23 protein-coding genes, 1 tRNA gene and 2 riboswitches are annotated in these 25,047 nt (G+C 38.4%); of the genes, 7 read left to right on the top strand and 17 right to left on the bottom strand.

Translation table 11 applies throughout. The annotated features are described in order from the left end of the window. Positions 1-14 precede the first annotated feature (14 nt). The 9 genes from BUC45_RS02180 to BUC45_RS02140 all read right to left on the bottom strand — a co-directional run bounded on the left by BUC45_RS02180 (position 15) and on the right by BUC45_RS02140 (position 8,693). Complete coding sequence (locus BUC45_RS02180) at positions 15-851, bottom strand: Asp23/Gls24 family envelope stress response protein (RefSeq protein ID WP_296970004.1); 837 nt, start codon at positions 849-851, stop codon at positions 15-17. A 207-nt stretch (positions 852-1,058) separates the two neighbouring features. Further along, positions 1,059-2,486 (bottom strand): stalk domain-containing protein, encoded by a 1,428-nt coding sequence (locus BUC45_RS02175; RefSeq protein WP_296970003.1) that lies wholly within the window; start codon positions 2,484-2,486, stop codon positions 1,059-1,061. Between the two features lie 250 nt (positions 2,487-2,736). Beyond that, positions 2,737-3,306, bottom strand: coding sequence for a DUF2284 domain-containing protein (locus tag BUC45_RS02170; RefSeq protein WP_296970084.1), 570 nt, complete (start codon positions 3,304-3,306; stop codon positions 2,737-2,739). 318 nt (positions 3,307-3,624) lie between these two features. After that, positions 3,625-3,702 (bottom strand) — tRNA-Arg (locus BUC45_RS02165). Positions 3,703-3,758: 56 nt separating this feature from the next. Continuing rightward, positions 3,759-4,529: a prolipoprotein diacylglyceryl transferase gene (locus BUC45_RS02160; protein WP_296970001.1), complete on the bottom strand. Its 771-nt coding sequence runs from the start codon at positions 4,527-4,529 to the stop codon at positions 3,759-3,761. 106 nt (positions 4,530-4,635) lie between these two features. Continuing rightward, the gene (locus BUC45_RS02155) at positions 4,636-5,055 is read right to left on the bottom strand and encodes a PaaI family thioesterase (protein ID WP_013777489.1); all 420 of its coding nucleotides are present in this window, start codon (positions 5,053-5,055) and stop codon (positions 4,636-4,638) included. Positions 5,056-5,352: 297 nt separating this feature from the next. Then, a complete protein-coding gene (locus BUC45_RS02150) occupies positions 5,353-7,005 on the bottom strand; it encodes a cobalamin B12-binding domain-containing protein (protein ID WP_296969999.1) in 1,653 nt (550 codons plus the stop codon). Then, the gene (locus tag BUC45_RS02145; RefSeq protein WP_213974349.1) at positions 7,002-8,135 is read right to left on the bottom strand and encodes an NAD/NADP-dependent octopine/nopaline dehydrogenase family protein; all 1,134 of its coding nucleotides are present in this window, start codon (positions 8,133-8,135) and stop codon (positions 7,002-7,004) included. The genes BUC45_RS02150 and BUC45_RS02145 overlap by 4 nt, the downstream gene beginning before the upstream one ends. Positions 8,136-8,231: 96 nt before the next feature. Continuing rightward, positions 8,232-8,399, bottom strand: a riboswitch (cyclic di-AMP (ydaO/yuaA leader). A gap of 147 nt (positions 8,400-8,546) precedes the next feature. Beyond that, a complete protein-coding gene (locus tag BUC45_RS02140) occupies positions 8,547-8,693 on the bottom strand; it encodes a hypothetical protein (RefSeq protein ID WP_013777485.1) in 147 nt (48 codons plus the stop codon). A 264-nt stretch (positions 8,694-8,957) separates the two neighbouring features. Between BUC45_RS02140 and BUC45_RS02135 the strand changes: the two genes are divergently transcribed. The 4 genes from BUC45_RS02135 (at position 8,958) to BUC45_RS02120 (ending at position 12,226) form a co-directional block, all read left to right on the top strand. Next, on the top strand, positions 8,958-10,049 hold the full coding sequence (locus BUC45_RS02135; RefSeq protein ID WP_296969997.1) for a D-alanine--D-alanine ligase family protein: 1,092 nt from the start codon (positions 8,958-8,960) through the stop codon (positions 10,047-10,049). A gap of 367 nt (positions 10,050-10,416) precedes the next feature. Continuing rightward, entirely contained in the window at positions 10,417-10,752 is a 336-nt protein-coding gene (locus tag BUC45_RS02130) for a rubredoxin-like domain-containing protein (protein WP_296969995.1), read from the top strand. 42 nt (positions 10,753-10,794) lie between these two features. After that, positions 10,795-10,953: a rubredoxin gene (rd, locus tag BUC45_RS02125; protein WP_296969994.1), complete on the top strand. Its 159-nt coding sequence runs from the start codon at positions 10,795-10,797 to the stop codon at positions 10,951-10,953. Between the two features lie 64 nt (positions 10,954-11,017). Continuing rightward, positions 11,018-12,226 (top strand): FAD-dependent oxidoreductase, encoded by a 1,209-nt coding sequence (locus BUC45_RS02120; protein ID WP_296969992.1) that lies wholly within the window; start codon positions 11,018-11,020, stop codon positions 12,224-12,226. Between the two features lie 63 nt (positions 12,227-12,289). Here BUC45_RS02120 and BUC45_RS02115 read toward each other — a convergent pair whose 3' ends face one another. The 3 genes from BUC45_RS02115 to BUC45_RS02105 all read right to left on the bottom strand — a co-directional run bounded on the left by BUC45_RS02115 (position 12,290) and on the right by BUC45_RS02105 (position 15,140). Continuing rightward, positions 12,290-13,045, bottom strand: coding sequence for a fumarylacetoacetate hydrolase family protein (locus BUC45_RS02115; RefSeq protein WP_366749561.1), 756 nt, complete (start codon positions 13,043-13,045; stop codon positions 12,290-12,292). A gap of 88 nt (positions 13,046-13,133) precedes the next feature. Beyond that, positions 13,134-14,285, bottom strand: coding sequence for an iron-containing alcohol dehydrogenase (locus BUC45_RS02110; RefSeq protein WP_296969988.1), 1,152 nt, complete (start codon positions 14,283-14,285; stop codon positions 13,134-13,136). Between the two features lie 87 nt (positions 14,286-14,372). Further along, on the bottom strand, positions 14,373-15,140 hold the full coding sequence (locus BUC45_RS02105) for an IclR family transcriptional regulator (RefSeq protein WP_296969986.1): 768 nt from the start codon (positions 15,138-15,140) through the stop codon (positions 14,373-14,375). Between the two features lie 293 nt (positions 15,141-15,433). Here BUC45_RS02105 and BUC45_RS02100 point away from each other — a divergent pair, with 293 nt between their 5' ends. The 3 genes from BUC45_RS02100 (at position 15,434) to BUC45_RS02090 (ending at position 19,289) form a co-directional block, all read left to right on the top strand. Next, a complete protein-coding gene (locus BUC45_RS02100; RefSeq protein ID WP_296969984.1) occupies positions 15,434-16,984 on the top strand; it encodes a response regulator in 1,551 nt (516 codons plus the stop codon). 118 nt (positions 16,985-17,102) lie between these two features. Continuing rightward, positions 17,103-18,179 (top strand): hypothetical protein, encoded by a 1,077-nt coding sequence (locus BUC45_RS02095; RefSeq protein ID WP_296969982.1) that lies wholly within the window; start codon positions 17,103-17,105, stop codon positions 18,177-18,179. A gap of 141 nt (positions 18,180-18,320) precedes the next feature. After that, complete coding sequence (locus tag BUC45_RS02090) at positions 18,321-19,289, top strand: LysM peptidoglycan-binding domain-containing protein (protein ID WP_296969980.1); 969 nt, start codon at positions 18,321-18,323, stop codon at positions 19,287-19,289. A 212-nt stretch (positions 19,290-19,501) separates the two neighbouring features. Here BUC45_RS02090 and gcvPB read toward each other — a convergent pair whose 3' ends face one another. The 5 genes from gcvPB to dapF form a co-directional block, all read right to left on the bottom strand. Next, positions 19,502-20,950, bottom strand: coding sequence for an aminomethyl-transferring glycine dehydrogenase subunit GcvPB (gene gcvPB, locus BUC45_RS02085; RefSeq protein ID WP_296969978.1), 1,449 nt, complete (start codon positions 20,948-20,950; stop codon positions 19,502-19,504). After that, positions 20,951-22,282, bottom strand: coding sequence for an aminomethyl-transferring glycine dehydrogenase subunit GcvPA (gcvPA, locus tag BUC45_RS02080; protein ID WP_296969976.1), 1,332 nt, complete (start codon positions 22,280-22,282; stop codon positions 20,951-20,953). 2 nt (positions 22,283-22,284) lie between these two features. After that, positions 22,285-22,671 (bottom strand): glycine cleavage system protein GcvH, encoded by a 387-nt coding sequence (gcvH, locus tag BUC45_RS02075; RefSeq protein WP_296969974.1) that lies wholly within the window; start codon positions 22,669-22,671, stop codon positions 22,285-22,287. 17 nt (positions 22,672-22,688) lie between these two features. Further along, positions 22,689-23,753, bottom strand: a complete 1,065-nt coding sequence (gene gcvT, locus BUC45_RS02070) for a glycine cleavage system aminomethyltransferase GcvT (protein ID WP_296969973.1) — start codon at positions 23,751-23,753, stop codon at positions 22,689-22,691. A gap of 162 nt (positions 23,754-23,915) precedes the next feature. Beyond that, a riboswitch (glycine riboswitch) is annotated at positions 23,916-24,007 on the bottom strand. Between the two features lie 91 nt (positions 24,008-24,098). Further along, complete coding sequence (gene dapF / locus BUC45_RS02065) at positions 24,099-24,938, bottom strand: diaminopimelate epimerase (RefSeq protein ID WP_296969971.1); 840 nt, start codon at positions 24,936-24,938, stop codon at positions 24,099-24,101. Between the last annotated feature and the right edge of the window lie 109 nt (positions 24,939-25,047).

Genomic DNA, 25,047 nt, shown 5'->3' with positions numbered 1-25,047 from the left:
TAATACATTTTATATTAGTTTTTATTTTTCGGCTCAGGCTTAAAATAAAGATTTTTTGCAATTACATCTACACTTAAAACATTTAAGCCTGTCATATGTTCAATCATTTCGGTTACTTTCTTTTTTACCTCAGCAAGGACTGGCTGCATTTGTATACCATACTCAACAGATAGCTCAAGTTTTAATATAACTCCATTTGCATTGTTTTCAATAAAAACTCTCCCTCCAGGACCGATTCCCGGCACCTGTCGAGCAGTATATAGAGCAATCTGATTTACAGTAGTATCGTTTATGGTATACCTGCCCATGTAGCTGTAAGTAGGTCTTACAACGGATTTTTCCTCCAACATTTCCGGATATTTGCTCTTTCCCTTTCTAAATATTCGTAAAGGATCTAAAAGAAATCCGGAAAAGTCTTTTTTTATTTCCAGAGTAGGGACGGGGATTATATGTTTCCCGGTTGTTTCGCGTATCCTGATAGCAGTGTTAATTTCCCTCGGTGAAGAAACATCTTCTATTTTGATAATCTGCTCCGGCATTGGTATATCAAGAGTTTTACATATTACTTCAATCATGGAATATGACGTGCCCAGAATAAGAAGGCTGTCTACCTTCATCTCTGAAATCTTGCTTTTTACTTCATCTGCATGTGCCGGATCTTGAAAGATAGCTCGACGAATCGCTCCTACCCGCGTAGTTTCCCTTTTAGCCGAATAGCCGGCAAGCACCCTGCTGCCATGTATAAGAAGACCGTCGTCTATTATAAAATTTATTCCATTTCTTTTTGCGACTATTTGAGCTTTATGGCTTTTGCCTGTACCGCTCTTTCCTACAAGAGCTAACGTTCGCATGATTGTGCCTCCAAATATGTATCTTATTTATTATATCATCTTTTTAAAGATATTTGTATACATGATAACTGTCATCTTACCATATAAACTTCTAAATTGAATTTCATTGATTAATTAAAAGCATATCGGCTAAGATATAAATTAAGACCCTGATGACAAGAGGGTCTTAATTTATTACATAATATACAAATAAAAAGGCGTTACATTTTAATTCATTTTCGCAGGTTCGAAATTATTCGCTAAAGTATCCCAAAACGATGGGGTAGTGTAGCCTAATCTCCATATGGCAATACCTTTTAATCCTTTTTGCATAACCATTTTAGCCTTAGCATCTACCGAATAATCGCTTTCCATCCAAACTTCATGCACAAGTCCATTTTCATCGGTATACTTTCCGTTTAGGAGACCTGAATTTTGATCAAGATTGAGGTTTAAACCATATTTTTTCAAAAGTTCATCGGCGAATTTTAAGTAGGTTGCACCGTTGTTTTCTAAAATAACAGTGCTTCTTCCCCCATTAGCCCAATCATATCCGTAACAGCCTATACCTAATACTATTTTTTCTGCCGGAATGCGGGCTATGGCATAATCTACAACTTCCTCCACCCAATCGATTCCCGATTGGGGACCGGGTGTACCCGGATTCTTGTCGTAGGCCATTAAAACTGCAAAATCACAATACTTGCCAAGTGTTACATAATCATATCCCGGTCTCCAATCAACTTTTTCAGTCTTAACTGGCAGTGAAAGGTTTAACGATTTGCCTCGGGCTTTTAAGTTTTCGTAAAGGCTCTTTATAAATTCATTGAACTGCTCCTTTTCTTCACTCGTTACAGCCTCGAAATCAATATTAACTCCATCGAAACCTTCGCTTTCAACTGTTGCAATTATCTGGTTTATCAAGCCTGCTTGGGATTCAGGAGTTGCCAATACAGTTTGAAGCCTGGTTTTATCGCTTTCAAATACAAGCATGTGAATCTCTATGCCATTTTCTTTAGAGAGTTTAGTCACGCTGTCATAACCCTCAGGAACATTTATATGGCGCAAATTATCTTTATTAGTCAAACCGCCGCTATCGTCCAAAGTGTACCATTTAACTGCTATAGCCGACATTTTATCAAGGTTTTTTAAAAAATCTTCATAAGATTGGGAGTAGTAATAGCCCATTATGTATTTTGAAGGCTTTTCGCCCGTATTTATCACAACCGTTCGAATGGCATTATCCCACATAACCGTAGCTCCAAAAGCTTCGCTAAAAAACCTTATGGGTATCAAGGTTCTATTATCTTTGAGCACAGGAGGCATGTCCAATTCTACAGGAGTTTGATTTACATAGGCTGTATAGTCTCCAATACGCAGGATTACTGTTTTATCTTCCTTATAAGCCGTAACAGTTTTGGTCTCCTGATCCCATTCGACTTGAGCGCCAAGTGCTTCGCCAATTTTCCTAAAAGGCACTAATGTGCGATCATTTTCTATAATCGGCGGAACATCAAAGTCCAAATTCTCTCCGTTTAATAATACCTGAACCTGGGCTGCAGCCAAACAAGTTTTTATCGGTGCAAAAATTGCCGAAATAAGCAGGGTAATAATAATACATGTAATAAACTTTCTCCAACTTCGACTGCTAGTCATATTTATCTTCCTTTCAGATAATACAAATCTTTTAAGTAAGAAAAACTGCGGCATATACTTGTCGATAAGGACTTGTTACATGCCGCTTATACGTGCATAATTTTTTGAATATTATACATCCTCCTTGTTTTTATGTACTCCGAACGTGAAAAATATGAAGCACTATTTAATTATAACACCTCTTTTATGGAAAGTGGCTAATTAAACATAACTGTAATGTTTTTGTAATATTTTATCGGTATTTATCTTATTAAGCGAGCAACACCATTCCCGCCCATATGACCTTTGTCGGCGAAAACTCCACTTTTATTCCTGTGTTCTTACAAGTCGATAACACATCGATGCCCATGGCTTCCATTGAAGGTCTTGCCTTTTCCCGATGCAGGCACTTAGCATTAGTATCGTTTTCTCCCGGACAATCCTTGCATAGTTTACATGAACCTCCAATTAATCCTGCTGCAAAAGGAAATCCAAGTGAAAAAGCCTTTTTTTCTAATTTATAAATAATATCATGAAGCTGCAATGCCCACCGATCCGTTTCAGGCTCCCAATTATCTTTATTTACTATGGCTCCTTCTAATTGTACTAAAACAGCCATATAGTAGCTTGATAAAATCTTTTTAAATTCATCCACGCCGGGAGTATGCGGAGGGCACATAAGCTTTCGTCCATAATCCCTACAACCTGAATAGCTGCACTGAAATCTTACTCTTTCATCCACTACAATATCTCTTGAATGTATTAGCTTTGCCTCGACAATACCGTTAAAACTTAATGCCATATCTACTAATTCCTTGGCTTTCTCGACTTCGGCCAACATATCCACTCGATATTACCTCCTCCCCTAATTTTCAGTTTTATTATACGATATTTCCCCATAAAATTACAAATGAATCCAGCCGTCGATTACGTCAAGGACGCTTCGAGTATTTACTTTTATATAAATTGTGTTATAACATATGAATCGGCACTGCAAGATGCGGTCGTCCATTTATGAAAAAAGAGCCCGGAGGCTCTTTAACTTATAAAAAAGTTACAAATATCTTGAATAACTACTGTTTCGATAAAGCATCTATTATATAACTATGATTTTATTCCACCTGCAAATACAAAAGGCTAAAAGCCTTGGTAAATCATATGGTGCGCCTGGAGGGACTTGAACCCCCGCAAAACCCGGCTCCGGAGGCCGGTGCTCTATCCGCTGAGCTACAGGCGCATAGCGCTTATGCTACATATAAAATGATACCTCAATTCTCATTGCAAGTCAATGATTTAACTGTCGCTGTCTTTTACATTGTATTTATTAGAGATTTTATACATATAATATGCAATGCCCATTACAAGTGGTGTAAACCACTGTGTCAGCGTTACCACTCCCAAGCCCCAGCGTGGATTTACATATTTTATTAAATACACCGGGTTTTCCCTCACTGTCTCTTCTATAACAGCTCTAAGCAGTTGGTGATACCAAATAAATGAACAGAACTGATATCCCGGAGGAACCTCCTTTTTTTGGAGATAAATATATCGTATCAGCAGTATCAAGCCGATGGAAGAACCTATAAGCTGAGCCGGCCAACGTCCAAATGAAAATTGAGTCATCCTGCCTAAAACTTCTTGATTAAAAATATTGGCTATTCTTACAAGGAAATACCCGAAAGATAAGCCAACCACTGTCCAATCAGCCAAAACATAAGGGTTTACTCCGTTTTTCTTACAGTATGACCAGCCGGCTAAAAGGCCACCAAGAAGTCCGCCATGCCAAGCCAAGCCGCCTTCCCATATTTTTATCACATTCAAAGGCGCCGAAATAAACCATTGCGGGTAATTGCACAGTACAAACATCAGTCTTGCCCCTATTATCCCTGCAATGATTACCGTCATAGCAAGGTTTAGTAAAAAATCTTCATCGAAACCCTTCTTTTTGCCCATCTTTAATAAGTGATACGAACCCACCAAAAACGAAATTGCCATGAATATTCCGTACCAATGCACAGCGATAGGTCCTATCTTAAAAGCATAGGGACTTAAATCAAGCAGCATAAATAAACCTCCTTGTAAAATAAAAATATCCGGGTAATAGATAACCCACCTTTCGGCTCTCTTATATTTAAGGTTTTATCAATAAAATAGCGCGTAAATACACAAGTCAGCCTACAATTTCCCTTGGTTGTTTTACAATATATGTTCCAATGCTTTTAGCTATAAGTTTATCGTTATAATATATTTCACTTTCGGCAAATATCAACGTGCGACCCTCTTTAATAACTCTGCCCACAGCGATAAATTTGCCGTCAGTGCCGCCTGGAGATAGGTAATTTACTTTCATCTCCACAGTTAAGGGATTAACACCCAGTGTCATTGCCGAAGCACCCATGGCTGTGTCACATAAACTGGCCGTTAACCCACCATGAATTATACCGTTGCTGTTCAAAAATTCTTGCTTTATATTCAGCTCTATAACTGCCTTGCCCCTTTCCACCTCAACCACTCTTAATCCTAATTTCTTGTCAAAAGGGGAATTTATATTTTTCAAAAAATCAATTGTTACTCCATTGTTTGTGGTCATAGACAACCTCCGTTTTAAAAAGCAATTGTTTTTCTGTATTTTTATATAGTATCTTGACATGCTTGAGTAAATATGTTTCTACTTTAAAAGTAATCTTGTTTTATAATATTAGCAGAATGCCGCTGTAAAAACAAGAGCAGCACAAAATGCGAATACTGATTTTATAGATATAAAAAATCAAAGCATAAACTTTGATTTTTTTGAAAAAATTTTGATTTCAACACAGAAAGCAACTCACATAAAGTCAATTTTTGTTAAGGGAAATGAAGAGAAAAATATAAACCGGCAAAAGCCGGTTTATACTGCAACACAGCTTACTTTATTTTTATTTAATATCCTGTCAATGCGTTCCTTTTCGCTAATGATGCGTTTTTCCTGCGCATCGTATGCATATAAAGCCCCATCAACCAACTGTGTTACTAAATCTCCCCTAGCAGCAGGATTTCCTCTAAGATGTGGCGCATCAAGTATTCCGATTTCCACAGCTTTAGTAAGAGTGGCCGGATCTGTCAATGGGTCCTTTACATCAGGACTTAATGCTCTTATAGCTTGTAAGGTAATACTCGCTTCTTCAATCAGCTCATTCTTTCGTTCCTGTATCTTGGAGTCTTTGGTAATATCCACAGCCCCCAACATCGTGTTTCTGATAATGCCCCGCACTATTTTGCAGCTTTCGATAATATCGTCGGCAGTTGCTGCGTGGTGAGCTTCACAGTAACCTACAACATGATAAATATGCGGCTTTATGGCCATAGCAAGATAAGCAGATGCTGCAAGCTGTCCTTTAGCCTGAGCAAGATCCGCAGGCAAGCTGGCAATACCTGCCCGAGCCTGACGGTATACGGTAAAGTTTTCATCTTGCAAGTCTTCTATCATTTCAATTTTTGCTAGCATTTTTGCAAGATCCATTGCAGGTGAGATAGAAGGAGGCACGTTGAACATATACTGTGCAACATAATCCTTAACTCCCATTTTCTTGGCATTATATGCCGCCAAATATGCAGTGACCACACCTATCGTATCATGAGCATCTCGCAGGCTCCAATGGTGGGACTCATTAACTTCAACCGGGATTGACCGCTCGCCGTGCCATTTCATAACCTGCTGATTTTCTCTAATGGCTTCTTCAACCGTGCGGGGACCTCTACGGTCTAAAACACTGTACCAGTAAAGCGGAACCGCACACCACGCATTTTTTATGGTTTCATTTAGCATCTCTGCAAATGGAATAAGGTCTTTAGTTCCACTGTAGCAACGAAGGATTGGATAATTTCCACGGCGGGATGCCTCATAGATTGCTTCAAAATCCTCTCTAAAGCGCAGTGGCACACCACCCGCACCGTCCAATCTATGATCCATCTTCTCTTGTTCAAAAAAGTGCTCTTGTGCATTTTGGTCCGGTGCTATTGATATAACATCTAAAACTTTGGATTCAGCTATTTTCTTAATGGCATCAATGGTTTCCTCCAGTGAAGGTAAACCGATATGATGGCGCAATATCGGATACGGATATTTTGACAAAATCCTTGAAACAAGGTCTTGTGGATAGTCATCGCTCTTTGTAAATGTAACACCTTTTAAGAATCCAATCACTTCATCGGGGTCTTCTGTTCCATTAAAGATAAAGTTAAATATCCCACTTTCTTCAGCAACTTTAGCCGTAGGTTCGGTCCCACCGAAAATCCACTTTATATCCTCTAAGTGTTCAAGAGATATTTTTTCCTTTAGTTCTGCTAAGATTTTTTCCAGCGGTTCAGGTGTAAGTCTATAGCTTACTCCTACATAATCTGGTCTTTCCTCTTTCACAGCTTCGATAAGTTCATCAATGGAAATCGCAGCTCCCAAAAAGTAGGTACTATATCCTTCCCTTTCTGCCAGAGATAAAAAATTCATTATACCTGCAACATGGACACAATTGCCTATTGAGGCAGCAATTACTTTTTTCATCATGCTACCACCTCCTCATCTTCACTTGAAGTAGTAACAACTTCTCCTGTGTGAACAAGCTCAAGAATTTGTGATGCAGTCATACCCTTTAAGCCAAGTTTTTCGACTGTCCTACCTTCGTCTAGGAAGTTTTTCCCCGTTATAATATTGGCCAATCTAATAATGGTGTCTATGGCAGGAGTTTCAACACCAAGTTCTTTAGCAATAGATGCAATCGGAACCAGACTGCATGGCACATCCTCATATATATATCGCGTATCTAGGCCTTTAGGTGCTGTAAGCCCCTTATAAGCCGGGTTGTTCTGAATTGCTTCATAAATAGTGTCGCCTTTTGCTCCATAGGATTCCTCTAACCACTGTCTGGCTGAAACGGCTTTTACGCCCAGCAGCGTAGCCACCTTCATTCTTTCGGAATCGAGCTTCTCGAGCATTTGACCTATTGAGGGAGTTATGCCTTCAATATAATACTCAAAAGTCTGTCCTCGCTCAATATGACCACTGTTTAGCAATGTCGGTGCGGGATGAAATATTGCACCAAAATTGTTGAGACTGGTTTCCATTACATTATCAGCAGGAGTAAACTGAGGATAAGCCCCGGATAAAAGTCTTATGACTTCCTCTGTGTGTATAGCTGGAATTGTCGCTAGGGCTACCTCGTTTTTTACGCTGAATATCTTAGCACTTTGAGGCCCTGTTGCTCTACATGCATAGATAAACGTTTGAGCTTCTGCAACCACAACTTCTTTTTGGCATCCAAAACTTCTCAAGGTTTCATAAACCTCTAGCGCCCCGCCGGTGCGGCCTGGATTTAATACTATAATCTGACCATCTTCCAAGTAAGGTGCCATTAATCGAGCTAAGTCATAATGGCCTGTAGCAGGTGTTGTCACCATTATGATATCCCTTCCCTGTATAGCCTCTCTAAGATTGCTTGTGACTAAATTGAGTACTCCCGTACCTTCTATGGAACCGCTTAAGTCAATGCGAGGATTATCGATTAAGTTTTGGATTTTCGACTCAGTTCTGTTGTAAAGATTAACTGAAAAACCTTTATAAGCTAGATAACCTGCCATGGCTAATCCACCATTACCTGCACCTATAACTACAAAGTTTACATCCATAGGGCTCATCATCACAATACCCCTCCTTTTTAATATATTTTTGGACAAAATTAAAGCTATGGAGATCCATAGCTTTTGAGTTACTTTTAATAGCACTCAATACTATCAACCTCCTCTTGCCACGCTTGCGAGGTTAGCTGCCGGGTTCGGATTGAAGAGTCTAACCCTACCCCTTTGATTAAGAATGAATTATTATTCTTTAATCGAAGGGGATTCACCCCAAAAGATTGGTTCCCCCGCTTCTTTCAAAATGAAAGAATTAAGCGCTCAGATTGAGAGCTTAGATTTTATTGATTTCAGTTAATTATAACAAATATTTTAACCGCTGTCAACTACACTACACCTAATTTTGGCGGTTTTTATATGACGGCAATCGACCTTTTAAGCCTGCTTAGTTGGATTAAAAGGTTAATTATTGTCAAATTATGCACCTTTTTTCAATTCATCTATCTGCTCTTCGATTTCCATAATACGAACCAAAAGATTTATCCTGCTGCCTTCATTTTTTGTCCATTGGTTCAAAAGGCTTTCTCTTTCTAACTTGAGCATGGATATCTTATCTCTTGCCATAGAACATCCTCCTCCTGCGTCACTGATAATGCAATTCAATATCGATTGTATAATAATATATTATGTCATAATTATCAAAAAGTCAATAGTCAATAGTCAATAAGAATATTTTTAGAATTTTTGCTATGTGAGGTATTTTTGGTTTGTTATAAGACTTTTTTTATATTATAATGAATACTATATTAATGATTACAGATTGCAAATACGAAGTTATTATTATAGATAGCCTTGCGTTTTTATGTTAAATTGAAAGGGGTATTATCAGTGCAAAAAATAAAGGTCGGCATTATATTCGGAGGTCAATCCGGTGAACACGAGGTATCGCTAATGTCTTGTGTTTCAGTTATTCAAGTAATGGATAAAATAAAATATGACATTATACCTATAGGAATAACAAAAGCGGGAAATTGGAAGCTTTTTTTAGGTGACATATCGAAAATTGAAAACGGCAGTTGGGAAGATGAAGCTATTCCAGCCTTACTGTCACCTGATCCGAGTTGCAAATGTGTTATTACATTAAAGGATGGAATGGAAAGCCGCTACTATCTTGATGTGGTTTTCCCTGTTCTGCACGGCCCTCGCGGCGAAGATGGCACAGTGCAAAGTCTTTTCGAGTTGATGAACATTCCTTATGTAAGCTGTGGTGTCACCTCTTCCGCCATTTGTATGGATAAGGTTTTTTCCAAAAAAATCCTTGAACAAAGCGGTCTGCCTATTGTAGACTATAAGGTGTTCTATAAGAGAGAATTACTTGCTCGAATGCCTGAAATTATTTCAGAAGTAGAAGAATTCTTAGGTTATCCTTGCTTTGTTAAGCCTGCCAATTTAGGCTCAAGTGTTGGTATCAGTAAAGCCGGCAGCCCTAGCGAATTAGAGTCGGCTATGAGGTTGGCGGCACAGTATGATACAAAAATACTTGTAGAAAGGTTTATTGATGCCCGCGAGATTGAGTGTGCGGTTCTGGGCAACGACGAACCTAAGGCTTCTTTGCCTGGAGAAATAATACCCAGCCGTGATTTTTACGATTATACCGCAAAGTATCTGGACGGTGATAAATCCAAGCTGCTGCTTCCCGCCCCTGTTTCACGAAAAGATATAACACGAATCCAAGAGTTAGCCATTAAAGCCTTTAAGACTTTAGACTGTAGCGGTATGGCTCGAGTCGATTTTCTCATGAGTAAGGTTTCGGGTAATATATATATAAATGAACTAAATACTATTCCAGGATTTACCAGAATAAGTATGTATCCTAAAATGTGGGAGATTTCCGGCCTTTCGTATAAAGACCTTATAGATAAACTAATTAATCTTGCTTTTGAACGCCACAGGCAGAAGAACGAATTGACATTAGCGTAAGTATGGAGCTTGTTTCACATTTGTCCGCAAAATAACTTATATTGTTTCGAATTTTGTTCAAAGTCCAAAATGCCGATTTTCGGCATTTTTTTAATTTATGTATTGACATGTAATAGTAATTATTATTATAATATGATTGGAGTTACAAAAGTATTAATAATATAAATGTTTTTATTGTTAAGTTTGATTGTACTGTAAAAATCAAATTTGACCTTAAATACCAACACACATTGTTCCCGATTATAGCACGACACACTATATGCTGCCATAAGTTTAGGCAAGAAGGTTTTTACAGTAGAATCAAGTTTTAATTATGAGGTTGTAGTAGTAATTTTTAAAATTATTAATTAATAAGGAGGTCGTTTTTATGTCTAAATGGCAATGTGGTGTCTGTGGTTACATATTCGATGGAGATGAAGCTCCTGAAAAATGTCCTAAATGCGGTGCACCTAAAGAAAAATTCCAAAGATTAGATGATGATACTGCCGCTAAAGTGGAAAGATCTAGGTATACCAATAACCTGCATATGGAACTGCTAACTTTGCTTGAAAAGGCAAAAGAAGTTAGCGAGAAAGGCATTGAAGATGAATTGGATCCGCCTTGTGTTCAAATATTTGAAGCAACGAAAGCTTTTGCTACTGATATTCAGCAGAGGATAAAAGCCGAACTCAAGGGACATATTAGTAAAAACAAATGGGGTTAATACCATAATATTCTTAAACAAGAAACAAGGAGGATGAATCTCGTGAAAAAATGGGTTTGCACTATCTGCGGATATGTTTATGATCCCGAAGTTGGAGATGCGGACGGCGGAATTGCTCCCGGTACTGCCTTTGAAGACCTCCCCGATGATTGGGTATGCCCCGAATGTGGTGTTGGAAAAGATATGTTTGAGGAAGCTTAAACTTTTTAAGGCCCGATAGAGCGGGCCTTATTGTGTCTAAATAAACTATTTAGGGAGGATGAATATGAATCCCGTTATTATTATCGGTAATGGTATAGCTGCTGTTTCTGCTGCCGAAGCATTTCGCGAGCATGACAAGAATACACCTCTTATTATAATTAGTGGCGAACCGTATTATGCCTATTACCGTTTGCGATTATCAGATTTGCTGGGCGATACACCTGATTTAGACAAATTATATATTCATAAACCGGAATGGTACCGCAACCTTAATATAGATGTATGGCTCGGTCATAAGGCAATCGAAATTGATACCCAAAAACAGTCAGTAACCCTTGATAACGGAAAAACCGTTAATTTCTCAAAACTTCTTCTTGCAAACGGCAGCAGTGCATTTATTCCGCCTGTTCCAGGTATAGATATTCCTGGGGTGTTTTCAATACGGTCATTGGATGATGTGAATAATTTCAATGAATTTATAAATGATAAAACGCAGGGTGTTGTTATTGGCGGCGGACTCCTTGGCTTAGAAGTAGCTTGGTCTTTAGCAAATAAAGGTAAAAATATATATGTCGTGGAGGGTTCTTCATATATTCTTTCTAAGCAGGTAGATCAAACTGCCTCAGAACTCTTAATGACCTTGGGCAAAAAGGCCGGAATTAATTTCATTACACAAGGCCGGCTTTCACAGATTATAGGAGATAAGGCAGTTACCTCTGTTCAATTAAATGATAATCAGACAATCTCAACAGAGTTTGTAGTACTGTCTACCGGTGTCCGCTCTAACATCGACATTGTAAAAAACACTTCAATACAAAGCACAAGAGGTGTACAAGTTAACGAGTATATGCAGACCTCTGTTGAAAACATATTTGCAGCCGGCGATATTGCTGAATATAAGGGACAGGTTTATGGAATATGGCCAGTAGCAAGGGAGCAAGGTAAAACTGCCGGATTTAACTTAGCTGGAAAACAAATTCCATACAATGAAGTAATTCCTTCCAATTATTTAAAAGTATTTGGAGTAGAAATATATTCAGTAGGTGATTTGTGTAAAGATGATAGTTCTTGTAGCACTATAAAAAAATTTGATAAGGAAGATAATATTTACAGTGTTGTATTTTTAAGAAACAACATCCCTGTCGGCGCAGTTCTTTTCGGTGATACAAAACCAGCTATGAAGATTTCTAAAGCTATCAAATCAGGTATACAAATTCCTGATGAAATAATACAAAAGAACAGTTTTGAAGAATTTTTGAAGGTCCTGTCCTAATCCTACGAAAATTATTAGGGGTGGTTGCCAATTATTCGAAGCTACCGGCAACCACCTCTAATTTTATTTTACTATGTTTTTTAATCTGCCTATGCCTTCTAGCTCGGCTTCGATTACATCACCGGATAATAGATTTCCTTTTCCTGGAGGTGTACCTGTACTGATAACATCTCCAGGATTTAATGTCATTATATTGGAAACAAAGGATATGATTTGTGCAACATTAAATACCATATCCGAAGTGTTGCTGTTTTGAGTAATCTTTCCGTTGTGATACATCTTAATGTTCAGATTGTCACCGTCAAGCCCTTCCGCTATGCAAGGACCTATGGGCATAAAAGTATCATAGGATTTGGCCTTAGTCCATGGTTTACCCTTTATCATGAAGTCTTTGGCGGTAATATCATTGCCACAGGTATAGCCTAAGAAATGGTTCTTGGCATCTTCTACACTCACGTTTTTAATCCTATTTTTTATTACTACAACAAGTTCAGCCTCATAGTTTAATTCTTTTACGCCTTTAGGTGAAATTATAGCCTCATCCGGACCTATAACCGATGTGCTTGGTTTTAGGAAAATCACCGGCTCTTCAGGCATCGCATCACCTTTTTTATTTACTACTTCTTTATAGTTTATCCCTATGCCTACAACTTTACTGGGTTCGCAGGGAGCCAGCAATTTTACGTCTTTCAAATCATATATTCTGTCAGTTTTTTCCCACTTCTCAAAGATAGAACCTTCCAGTGCAATTATCTTTTCACCTTCAAGCAATCCATATTCGATGCTCTTACCATTATCAAATCTCACATACTTATTCAGTTTTACCGCCTCCAAAATATAATTAAATTACATTTTACATATGGGCAACTAAATCTTATGCGTTTTTTGTGCATGAAAACTAATGACCTTATAAAGAATCCCTATATATCTTTCTTGCATCATCTAAAGTTATCTCGCGGGGACTAGCTTTGAAATTGCCAATCGAATTTTCATAAGCATTTTGTGCTAATTTGTCGATATCCTCCTCTTTAACGCCAAAAACAGATATTTTTGTAGGCAGATTTAAGCTTTCCATGAAGGCTTCTAGTGCTTCAATGGCCTTTTCGGCGGCTTCATCTTTTGAAAGTCCCTTAGTTTCTACCCCAAAAATTTCTGCTATCGTTGCTAATTTATCAGAAGCCTCCGGAATGGAAAACCGCAGAAACGCAAGGGAAACTGCCGCAAGGGTTTCACCGTGGGCAATGTCATAATATGCACTTAAAGGGTGTCCTAAACCGTGTATTCCGCAATTACCCGCAAGGTTTATGGCTATTCCTGCAATAGTATTGGCCCACGCCATACGTTCACGATATTCAATATTATCCCCATGTTCATATGCACCTTTTAGATTTTCCACTACTAAACGCATTGCCTCAAGAGATAATGGCATACTTATAGGCTGACACCTTTTGCTAAGATATGATTCCATTGAATGGAAAAAAACATCTATTCCGGTAGATGCCGTAACCTTTTTAGGAACTGTAAGCATAAGTTCAGGATCGATAATTGAAATCTTTGCAAATGTATCGGGAGACGATAGAGATTTTTTAACATGTGTTTCAGGGTTGGTCATTACAGCATAATTATTAGCTTCACTTCCCGTCCCGGCAGTGGTAGTAATAAGTACAATTGGCAGCACTTCTCCGGCCGGTTGAGCACCGAAGTAGTTAGCAATAGAATCCTCTTTTTTTACTCCAAAAGCAATGCACTTAGCTGAATCCATAGCACTACCGCCGCCTAATCCGATAATAACCTCTGCTTTGCTTTTTCGAGCTAAACTTATTCCCCTATCTATGGTTGTGGTAAGAGGGTTTGGTTCAACTTCATCAAATAAGACCCAGTCTATTCCCTCCTTTTCCAAGCTTTTTGTCACCAGAGCTAGATGCCCGGCTTTTTTAGCACTAGATTTACCGGTAACTATTAAGGCTCTATTGGCTAAGGATTTAACGTATGAGCCTATACATTTAGCTTTTCCCTGGCCAAAGACAAGTTGTGCCGGCATAAAAAATTCAAAATCCATTAAAAGAAAGCACCTCCTTATATTTTAAAGCAAAGACTTATGCGAGTCATTCATTCGTTAAAGCCTTTGCTAAGATACCAAGTATATCTAATCGGCCTTCCACCCCATCCTTTGGGATATTTTTCGTGCACACTCTGTCACATCTTCACTGATTTTCTCTACCTGTTTTTTAGTAACAGTAACAGTCGGACCCGATACGCTTATCGCTCCTATTACTTTTCCTGTGTAATCAAATATCGGAGCCGCAACACACCTTATACCTTCCTCATTCTCTTCATCATCAATTGCAAAACCACGCTCTTTTATTATTTCTAAATGCCGCATCAATTCTCTCGGCTCTGTTATAGTATTTGTAGTATATCTTGCAAGTCCCTGCTCAATTACTTCATTTACAAATCGCGGGCTCGAAAATGCTAAAATAGCCTTGCCCACAGCCGAAGCATGCAAAGGCGCTATACGACCTATCTGTGAACACATGCGAATTGTTTTATTGCTATCTAGTTTATCAATATAAATGGCTCTAAAACCATCGGGAACAACCAAATGCACAGCTTCATTCACTTTTCCCGAAAGCTCTTCAAGTAAGTCATGGGCTTCATGGCGAATATCCATCCGCTCCAGAATGCTTCCGCCTAAAAATAAAATTTTCATTCCCAAACGATACTTTTCCGACAAGGCATTTTGTTCAACATATCCCAGATTTAAGAGTGTCGTAAGCATGCGATGTACAGTGCTTTTGTGCAAATTGACTCGCTGGGAAAGTTCCGTAACACCTAATCCTTCTTTTTCTGCAGCCAACTCTTCCAGAATTTTAATCGCTCTTTCCACTGATTGTACCGTATTATCCTGAGCCATAATTTCACCTCTACATAGAATTTACCTGAATCTCAAATATTGTACCACTTTACGGAATATTGTTTCATTAATTCTATATATAATATATTCTACATAATAAAGCAAAATCCTTTTTTTGAATTTTATGTCTCCGATACTTTATATCATCTAGGATACTTGAGTAATTTCTGTTACAATATACTTACAATTGTATTATGAGTGTGTCCAAGTATAATTCATACGATGATAAAACAAATGCTAATTTTGATTATGACCTATGTCAGGCTCACTTTAGCAATGGAGGAAGATGCCAAGTGAATAAAATTAAAGTATTGGTAGTGGATGATGAAAGGCTGGCTCGAGAAAGCTTAAAGATAACCATCGATTGGGAAAGCTATGGCTGTATCATAATTGGCGAAGCATCTGATGCCTTTGAAGCAATAGCAAAAGCGCGAGAGCTCAGACCTGATATTATCGTAACCGATATAAAGATGCCCGGAATGGATGGTCTTGACATGATAGAAAAAATAATGGCATTTAATCCATGTAATTTTATTGTCGTTACGGGATACGATGACTTTAAATATGCTAAAAGGGCTATAAAAATCCATGCAATGGATTTTATCTTAAAACCCATTGATACAAAAGAATTTGAGGGTGCAGTACAAAAGGCCGTTTTGGAGTGCCGAAAAGCAAAAGAGCAGCAAGATGTAACACGGGAAAAATTATTATTGGATATATTGCGAGGGCGCAGACCATTTTATGACCTTTTAGAAAATGAAAATGTTTATAAAATAAGGCTTGACAGATTTTCAATCGCCCTTATCCAAAATGACAGTTTTGAAGAGCCTTATCTTTACGAGCAAATTTCTACTCTTTATGAGCAAAATCAGATAATAAGCAGCAAGGTTTCCCAAATATTAGGAAATGATATTTACTTAGTTGAGTGTCACGAAGATCGTTTAGCTGCCATTATTCCCCAGGAAATCATTAGCTGTGATAAACTTTTTCAAAGGCTGAGCATACTTCAACAGGAGGTAAGGAAGTATGCCGAAATCACATTAAGCATTGGCATATCTAAGGAAAATAGCGTTGATAATATAAAAACTGCCTATGAACAAGCAAAAACAGCTCTAGAAAATCGCTTTTATGCGGGCAAGGGAAGCATCACCTTTTTTAAAGACATTGAAAATGAAGGAAATAAGGATATAGAATTTAAGGGCAGCATAAAAAACGAGATACTCTTAACATTGGAGGCATGTGATAGAAAGCAGCTTGCTAATTCACTGGAGGTTTTATATTTAAAAACATTAAAAGGCAGCAAAGCGAATATGTACTTGATAAAGCAGATGAGCCTTGAAATTATCGGCGCCGCTACAGAACTTCTTAAAGATTATAATATTGATGAGGATGACATAGTGGGACCATCCTTTACCCCCTATCAAATCATGCGAAATCTAAATACCGTCGATGAAATATATGATTTTGTAAAAAGCACCCTAATGAAGATTCTTATGGCAATTAGAGAGTATATATCAGATGCTAGTGAATCCGGAATAAAAAAAGCACTTGATTATATCAGTCAAAATTATACAGAAAATATTAGTTTGTGCGATGTGGCCAATCATGTACACCACAACGAAAGCTATTTAAGCCGAAAAATCAAAGAAACCATAGGGATGACCTTTGTACAATATCTCACGAAGCTTAGAATGGAAAAAGCAATAGAGCTTTTGCAAAATCCCAATGCTTTAATACAAGAAGTTGCTCAACAAGTCGGTTATACTGATTATCGCTATTTCTCCTTGAATTTTAAAAAATATACAGGTTATTCTCCAAAAGAATTTTCGAAAAAAAATAAGTAATGTTAATTCAGAAACCCTTGCTGTCTTCCGGAAAAGTAGATAATGTGGAGGATATTTGCGGTTTTTGTAGAATAAAATATTATAAAATATAGTGTTTGCTCAGGCCAGGAGGAATATGATGCGAATTTCTAAATGGCATATTTTTTTAATAGTCATTATTTTTTTCTTAAATATAATATTTGTAGATGTCGCGCCGGGAGCGCAAATATCTGAGACAGAGCGGCAACTAATAGAGGAGATTTTAACTTTAGACGCCAGGGTCCTTTCACTTAAAAAAGAAGTTGAAAAGCTTTCTGTTCAGAATCAGGAGCTTAAGAAGGAACTTGAGATAAAGCAAAAAGAACTCTCTTCATTAAACAGCAGCTTTAATAAGCGACAGGAGGAGTTATCCCGCTGGATAGTATTTTCTTTCAAGGGTGGTGTGGGCAACCTGTTTGCAGTTTTAATCGGAGCTGATGATTTAGGAGATTTTTTTCGGCGTTTTGACAACGTTATGTTCTTCATGGAATACTATAATAATATAATTCTCGAAACCAAAGCTCTCATCACTCAATGCCGGCAGGAGGAAAATGATATTATGGAAAAGCAGCGGGAAATTCAGTCTCTAGAAAAGCAGGCCGAGTTGGCTCTTGAAAAAATAACCCAGACGATATCAGAAAAGCAAAAAGAACTGCAGCGTGCAAGGCTTATCCTGAAAGACACTGAATTTTTAGAAGAAATCAGCAAGGATTGGCAGAAGTCTCTGCCTTCATTGGACTATTTACTAAAGAATTTGTCTTCGCTTCCATGGTCCAGTTTAAGCCCTGACAATTTAAAAATTAACTATTTTGCCATGACCGCTCGTGCTGAATTTTTTGATACCAGTGTCACAAGAATTCTGTTGTCTAAAGATGAAAACTTAAAGGATGTATATTTCACCTTTCATTCAGAAGGAATCACGGTTGCCGAAAAAAAACCCGACAGCGATGCCCCTACCTATTCTATTACATGTGGTATACAGCTTACTGAAAAACAGAAAATAAAATTTATTCCTAAGAGGTTGGAATTCAGTGGTGTAATACTGCCTGCCAAGGTCATAGAAGAACTGATGGCAGATTATGATATGACTTTTACACCGCCGCCTCTGCCTTATGATTTAAAAATAACATCCGTAAACACCGGGGACGGAAAGCTTATAATAAATTTCAAAAAGTAAAGGCAATCACTTACGCCGGGTCGCTTGAAAAGCTGGGCCCGGCGGCTTATTTTTCCCATATTTTTCTTTGGTGAATTTTACTTGATGAAATCTACAGCGGACTTATAGTATAATCATCCAAAGGAAAGGGGTTGGTATTTGGTGTATTTTGTCAGAAAACTGAATATAGCAATTTTCATATTTGCCTTTCTGATATTGCTCTCTGGAAGGGCTGAAGCTAAAGTTATTACCGTACAAGCCGGGGATACTCTGTATTCCTTGAGTAAAATTACAGGAGTTCCAATAGACAAAATCAAACAGTGCAATAATTTGTACTCGGATTCCGTAACAGCTGGACAGGCTTTGCTCATTCCGGAAAGATACACGGTAAAATCCGGTGATACCCTTTATCTCATAAGTCAAAGCTTTGGTATAGATGTATCAGAGCTTAAAGCTTTAAATAACCTGAATTCCGAAGTTATTTGGCCGGGACAAGCCTTATATATTCCTCAGAGAAGTCTATATCAGCAGATAACTGTAAAAAAGGGAGATACTCTTTATCTAATCTCTAAAAATTATGGTGTGTCAATAGATGATTTAAAAATCATTAACGGGCTTTGGGGAAACGAGATTTATGTTGGGATGAAACTTTTAATTCCATCAAAAGCATCATCTTCTACACAAAAAACTTCGGATTTGCCTTCCAGAGGAGGTATTAGTCGAGGACAATACATAAAATATGGTACAGGCGTATATCATACTCTAGAAGAAAGAGCTCTTTTGGCAAGACTTATTGAAGCAGAAGCCGAAGGTGAGCCGTATATTGGAAAGGTAGCCGTTGGAGCAGTTGTAGTTAATCGTGTCTTAAGCGATAAATTCCCAAATACTATTAAAGATGTAATATACCATGTAGATGAAACTGGTGCATATCAATTTGAGCCAGTGCTTGACGGAAGACTTTTTACCGTAGTTGTCAGTAGCGATTCATATAAAGCAGCCGATGAAGCACTGGGCGGATTAGATCCTACAGGAGGTGCTCTTTTCTTCTTTAATCCATATAAGATATCGAATAAGTGGCTGCTTTCGAAGCCCATAATTTACAGAATCGGTAATCATGTATTTGCAGAGTAGTTATTTATTACAGTTACAGGTGTCAGGTATATACCTGACACCTGTTTTTATGCGGTTTAATACTCTTTCAGCACCTATTTTTAAATTGCTTCTTATACATATACATTGCTGAAAACAGTATTTATCATTTTTGAACAATCAATATTTCGGCCGGTTATTGCTAAGATTGGCAGTTATTAATATTGCCGGATAATTAAATCCGTTGTCGGGCTTTAGCCCTGATATTTTAATTTCATTTCTCGAGCAGCCTTTACTTCATCAACTCGTCTGACCGGTGTAGCATGTGGTGCTGACTTTAATATATCCGGTGTTTGTTTGGCTTCTTCATATATTTTTCGCAGTGCATCGGCAAAAGAGTCCAAGGTATCTTTACTCTCGGTTTCCGTTGGTTCAATCATCAAAGCCTCATCAACTATCAGCGGAAAATAAATTGTGGGCGGATGAAAGCCGTAATCAAGTAAACGTTTAGCTACATCCAAAGCTCTTACACCGTATTCTTCTTTCCAGTTTTTACAGCTTACTACAAATTCATGCTTGCACAGAGCATCTTTAGGAGCATCAAACATATCCTCAATCTTTTTCAATAGATAATTGGCATTTAATGTAGCAATTTCACTGGCTTCTTTTAAGCCTTTAGCTCCTAAGCTTCTTATATATGCATAGGCCTTAAGAACCACTCCGATGTTTCCATAAAAACCATGTATTTTGCCGATACTATAAGGTATATCATAGTCCAGAAAATACATTTCATCATTTTTAGCGGCTAAAGGTTTGGGCAAAAAGTCTCGGAGAAATGCCTTCACACCTACCGCCCCAGAACCGGGACCGCCACCGCCATGAGGTGTGGAAAAGGTCTTGTGAAGATTGAGATGAACTACATCAAAGCCCATATCTCCCGGCCGTGCGATGCCCATGACCGCATTTAAATTTGCCCCGTCATAATACAATAAAGCACCTTTATCATGTAGAATTTTAGATATTTCCAGTATATTCTTTTCAAAAAGTCCTAAGGTATTTGGATTTGTAAGCATAAGTGCCGCCACATCTTCATCAACCACTGTTTTTAATGCTTCGATGTCTATCAGGCCTTCACTGTCGGATTTTACATTGACAATATCAAAACCGGCCTGATTTGCAGAAGCCGGATTAGTGCCATGGGCCGAATCAGGTACGATAATTTTAGTGCGTTTTTCGCCCTTGTTCTCAAGGTATTTTTTAATAATCAATATCCCTGTAAGTTCGCCATGAGCACCAGCGGCAGGCTGTAGGGTAAAATAATCCATACCGGTAATTTCGGCAAGCAGGTTTTGTGTGTCGTACATAATCTCAAGCGTACCCTGAGAAAGCTCTTCCGGTGCATAGGGATGCAGTTCGGTAAAACCGGACATAGCCGCAATTTCTTCATTTATTTTAGGATTATACTTCATGGTGCAAGAGCCTAAAGGGTAAAACCCATTATCAACTCCAAAATTCATTCTGGAAAGTTTAGTATAATGCCTTACCACATCAACTTCTGATACTTCTGGTAAATCTAATTCGTCCCTTAATAGGTCTTCACCCAAGGTTTTAGATACTTCAATCTCCGGCACTTTGAGGGGACTTAATTTAAAACCCTCTTTCCCTTTCCTTGACTTTTCAAAAATCAGAGGAACATTTTCCATCTAACTCACCCCCAGCACTTTTAAAAGCTCTTGGATTTCCTGCTTGGTGCGTTTTTCGGTAAAAGCTATCAAAAGTCTATTTTTTTGTTCGGGATAGAATTTATTAAGTTTCAGGCCTGGTAGCATTTTATGTTCTATGGCCGTCTGATATTTCTTGTCAAGGTCGTTTACTTCTACCACCACTTCATTGAAAACTTTAGGGTTGATGATTTTTATATGGTCTAATTTTTTTGCTTCATTAATGAAATATTGAGTATTTGCATGGGAGTGGTATGCCACATCTCTAAAGCCGTTTTTGCCAAGATATGCAAGGTATATAGTTGCAGCTAAGGCATTTAAAGCTTGATTTGAACAAATATTGGAAGTGGCCTTTTCCCGTCGAATATGCTGTTCTCTAGCTTGAAGTGTAAGCACAAATGCTCTCTTGCCGTCAGCATCTACTGTCTCCCCTACAATCCTGCCTGGCATCCGTCTCATATACTTAGCTTTTGTTCCCATAAATCCAAGATACGGACCGCCAAAGTTTAATGAATTGCCTAAAGGCTGCCCTTCTCCCACCACAATATCAGCCCCATAATCTGATGGGGGTTTTAAGAGCCCTAAGGTGATGGGATTTGTCGATACAATAAGCATAACATCCTTTGCTTGAGCTATTTTTTCGGCCTGTTTAACATCTTCAATTACCCCAAAAAAATTAGGCATACTTATTACAATAGCTGCGGTGTTGTCGTCAACCAGCTTTTCGAGCTGTTTCCAATCGGTTTCACAGGATGAAGTATATACGGAAGATACAATATCTATTCCATTGCCAAAACCATAAGTTTTAGCAGTAGTCAAGTATTCCGGATGTATAGCACCGGAAAACACTACCTTATTCTTTTTCTTGATATTACAGGCCATTAGAATAGCCTCGCCTAAACTCGATGCCCCATCATAAATTGATGCATTTACTACATCCATTCCGGTTAGCCTTGCCATCATCGTCTGGTATTCAAAAATAGCCGCTAAAGTCCCCTGACTGCGCTCGGCTTGATACGGCGTATATGATGTATAAAACTCCGAACGGCTTACTAAAGCCTTAACCACCGCAGGCACATAATGGTCATAAGCTCCGGCTCCGATGAAATTTACATAATCAGCAGCCTTATTTTTTTTGCTGATATTAAGTAATTCACGTTTAAGCTCTATTTCATCAAGCGGACGGGGAAGATTCATTTCTCGATTAAGTTTCACATTGTCGGGGATATCATTAAAGAGACTTTCTATACTGGAAATGCCTAAAGTTTCAAGCATTTCATCGATTTGAGAAGGCGCATGACCAATATATCTCATTACTACTCACCTTCTACTAATTTTTTGTACTCCGCAGGTGTCAGCAAATCATCAAGCTCGCTTTCGTCTTCCACCTCCACCACTATCATCCAGCCGTCATCATAAGGTCTCTCATTTACCAATTCCGGCCTTTCAATAAGGGCTTCATTTATTTCTACTACCGTTCCGGAAACCGGAGCAAACAAATCTGAAGCAGCTTTTACTGATTCTACCGAGCCAAAAGGCTCACCTTTGACAATTTTATCGCCGACTTCCGGCAATTCTACATACACTACGTCACCCAACTCTTCCTGAGCATGGTCGGTAATGCCGATTTTCCCAAGACTGTCCTCAACAAAAATCCACTCATGTTCTTCCGTATACTTTAAATCTGTTGGAATATTACTCATAATAATCCGTCCTCCTTTTATCCTTTTAAAAAGTTCGTAGATACCTTTTCGGCTCGATGTTTTTTCCCGCGAATTTCAATCTCAAATAACTTATCATTAGCATCATCCAAAGGTATTTTTACCAGAGCCATAGCCAAATATTCCTTAACGTATGGCGCAAAACCGCCGGATGTCACCTTTCCAACCTGTTTGCCGTCATAATACACAGGATAATCAGGTCTTGGCACTCCACGATCAAGAAGTTTAAGCCCGATAAGACGTCTTCTATCTCTTTGCTCGCTTTGAGTGCGCAGCACATCACGCCCTTTGAAAGGCTTACTTAAATCTATAAATCTGCTAAGTCCCGCTTCAACAGGCGTAATATCCGGACCTAGCTCATGGCCGTATAGCGGCAGACCTGCCTCAAAACGCAACGTGTCCCTTGCCCCAAGCCCGCAGGGAGTTACACCAAAGTCAACTGCTTTACAAAAAAGCTTCCTCGTCATCTCCAAAGAACCATACACCTCAAAACCCTCACCCCCGGTATAGCCGGTACGGGATAAAATCAGTGAATCACTATCAAATTCAATGGTTCGAAAATTAAATGGTTTAAGTTGTATCTCTCCAAAGAGTTCTTTTATAAATCCGGCACTTTCCGGGCCTTGAATGGCAATTAGACCATAATCATCACTCACATCTTCCACCACAACATCCGCAGGAGCCAAACTTTTGATGTGTTCAAAATCCTTGTCCTTGTTGGCCGCATTTACTACCAGCAAGTAATGATTTAAGCTCAGCTTATAAACCATGAGATCGTCCACGGTTCCACCATTATCATATGTCATGATGGTATATTGGACCTGGTCTTCTTTGATTTTATGAATGTTATTTGTGAGAATACCATTTAGAAAATCTCCGGCATTTTCCCCTTTAACCAAGATTTCTCCCATGTGAGACACATCGAAGATGCCCGATTTTGTCCTTACAGCCATGTGTTCATCGATTATCGATGAATACTGAATAGGCATTTCGAAACCTGCAAAATCCACCATTTTTGCCCCTAATTTTAAATGCTCTTCATAGAGCGGAGTTCTTTTAAGCATTTCATCCCTCCTTTTTAATATTTCAGTAATGCGTAAATTTTTAGTTATTTTGGTGACAAAAAAATGTTCTAAGTATAAAACAATAAAAATAGCTTATACCTAGAACCTCTGTCCCTTTGCCTGAAAGATTTCCCTCGTCGGCGCCAAAGCTCTCCAGAGGTTGGTCCAAAGATGATCCTTTTGCCTGAGAGTTTCACCTGGATCTGGCTTACCCCTTCGGCGCCTTATAGAAAGGCCTCTCTCATCCTCTTCATACCATCATATGCCATATGAACTTTTTCTTTATCATAATCATAACAGTTTCCTTAAAATTTTACAAGACTCTCAATGGACAAAGGATAATTCTCAATTATCACACCATGCATCAGGTAAAATATACCCTTCTGCTACTGTTTTTGCATTCCCTTGCATCCATAAGTTGTCGATGACACCATCTTTTGCATCAAAAAAAATCTTCAAAATCCCATCTCGAGTGTGCATGTTTATCGGAACTCTTGCTTTGCCCAGTAAATATGAGATGATGGCAGAAGCTGTTGAGCCTGTACCGCATGCTAGAGTTTCATCCTCAACTCCCCGCTCATAGGTCCTAATCAATATATTACTCTCATCTAAAATTTTTAAAAAGTTTACATTAGTACCACAAGGGAAAATATCTGCATAACGTATTTTTCTTCCAAGTTTGACAAGTTCTTTATAATCCATTGTGTCAACATCGTCTCGGTATATAACCACATGAGGAACTCCTACCGGAGCATAGTTATATTTTAAGGTTTCCCCTTCAAAGTTATGAGTTTGATTAAGCTGCAAACTGCTCAAACTAACAGGAGGAAACTTTAAGCTGACATTCTCACCTAGTATCTTGGACTCATAAATACCTGCCATAGTTTCAAAAGTCATTTCAGCATTTGCCGCCCCAAGTATATACGCAAATTTTGAAATGCAGCGTGCACCATTGCCGCACATTTCACCTTCACTACCATCTGCATTAAAGTACCGCATCTTAAAATCAGCTTTGCTAGACTTTTCTAACATCATAAAACCATCTGCACCTACGGAAACTCTTCTAGCACACACTCGCTTTATAAATATCGGAAGGTCATATTCCGCCATAATACCCTCTCGATTATCCACAACAATAAAATCATTGCCACAGCCGTTCATCTTCATAAAAGGTAATTTCTCCATATGTATCACTTCCTAAATTGTCATTTTTATAAATATGGAACTATTTTACTACACCGATTATGATTTCAGATCTCAAAGGGAAAAATATATGGGAACTTGTGAAAAATCT

The organism is Tepidanaerobacter sp. EBM-38, assembly GCA_001896545.1.
In the GTDB taxonomy this organism is placed as follows: domain Bacteria; phylum Bacillota; class Thermosediminibacteria; order Thermosediminibacterales; family Tepidanaerobacteraceae; genus Tepidanaerobacter.
Note: the sequence above shows the minus strand (reverse complement) of the source record. Positions and strands in the feature narration are given on the sequence as shown.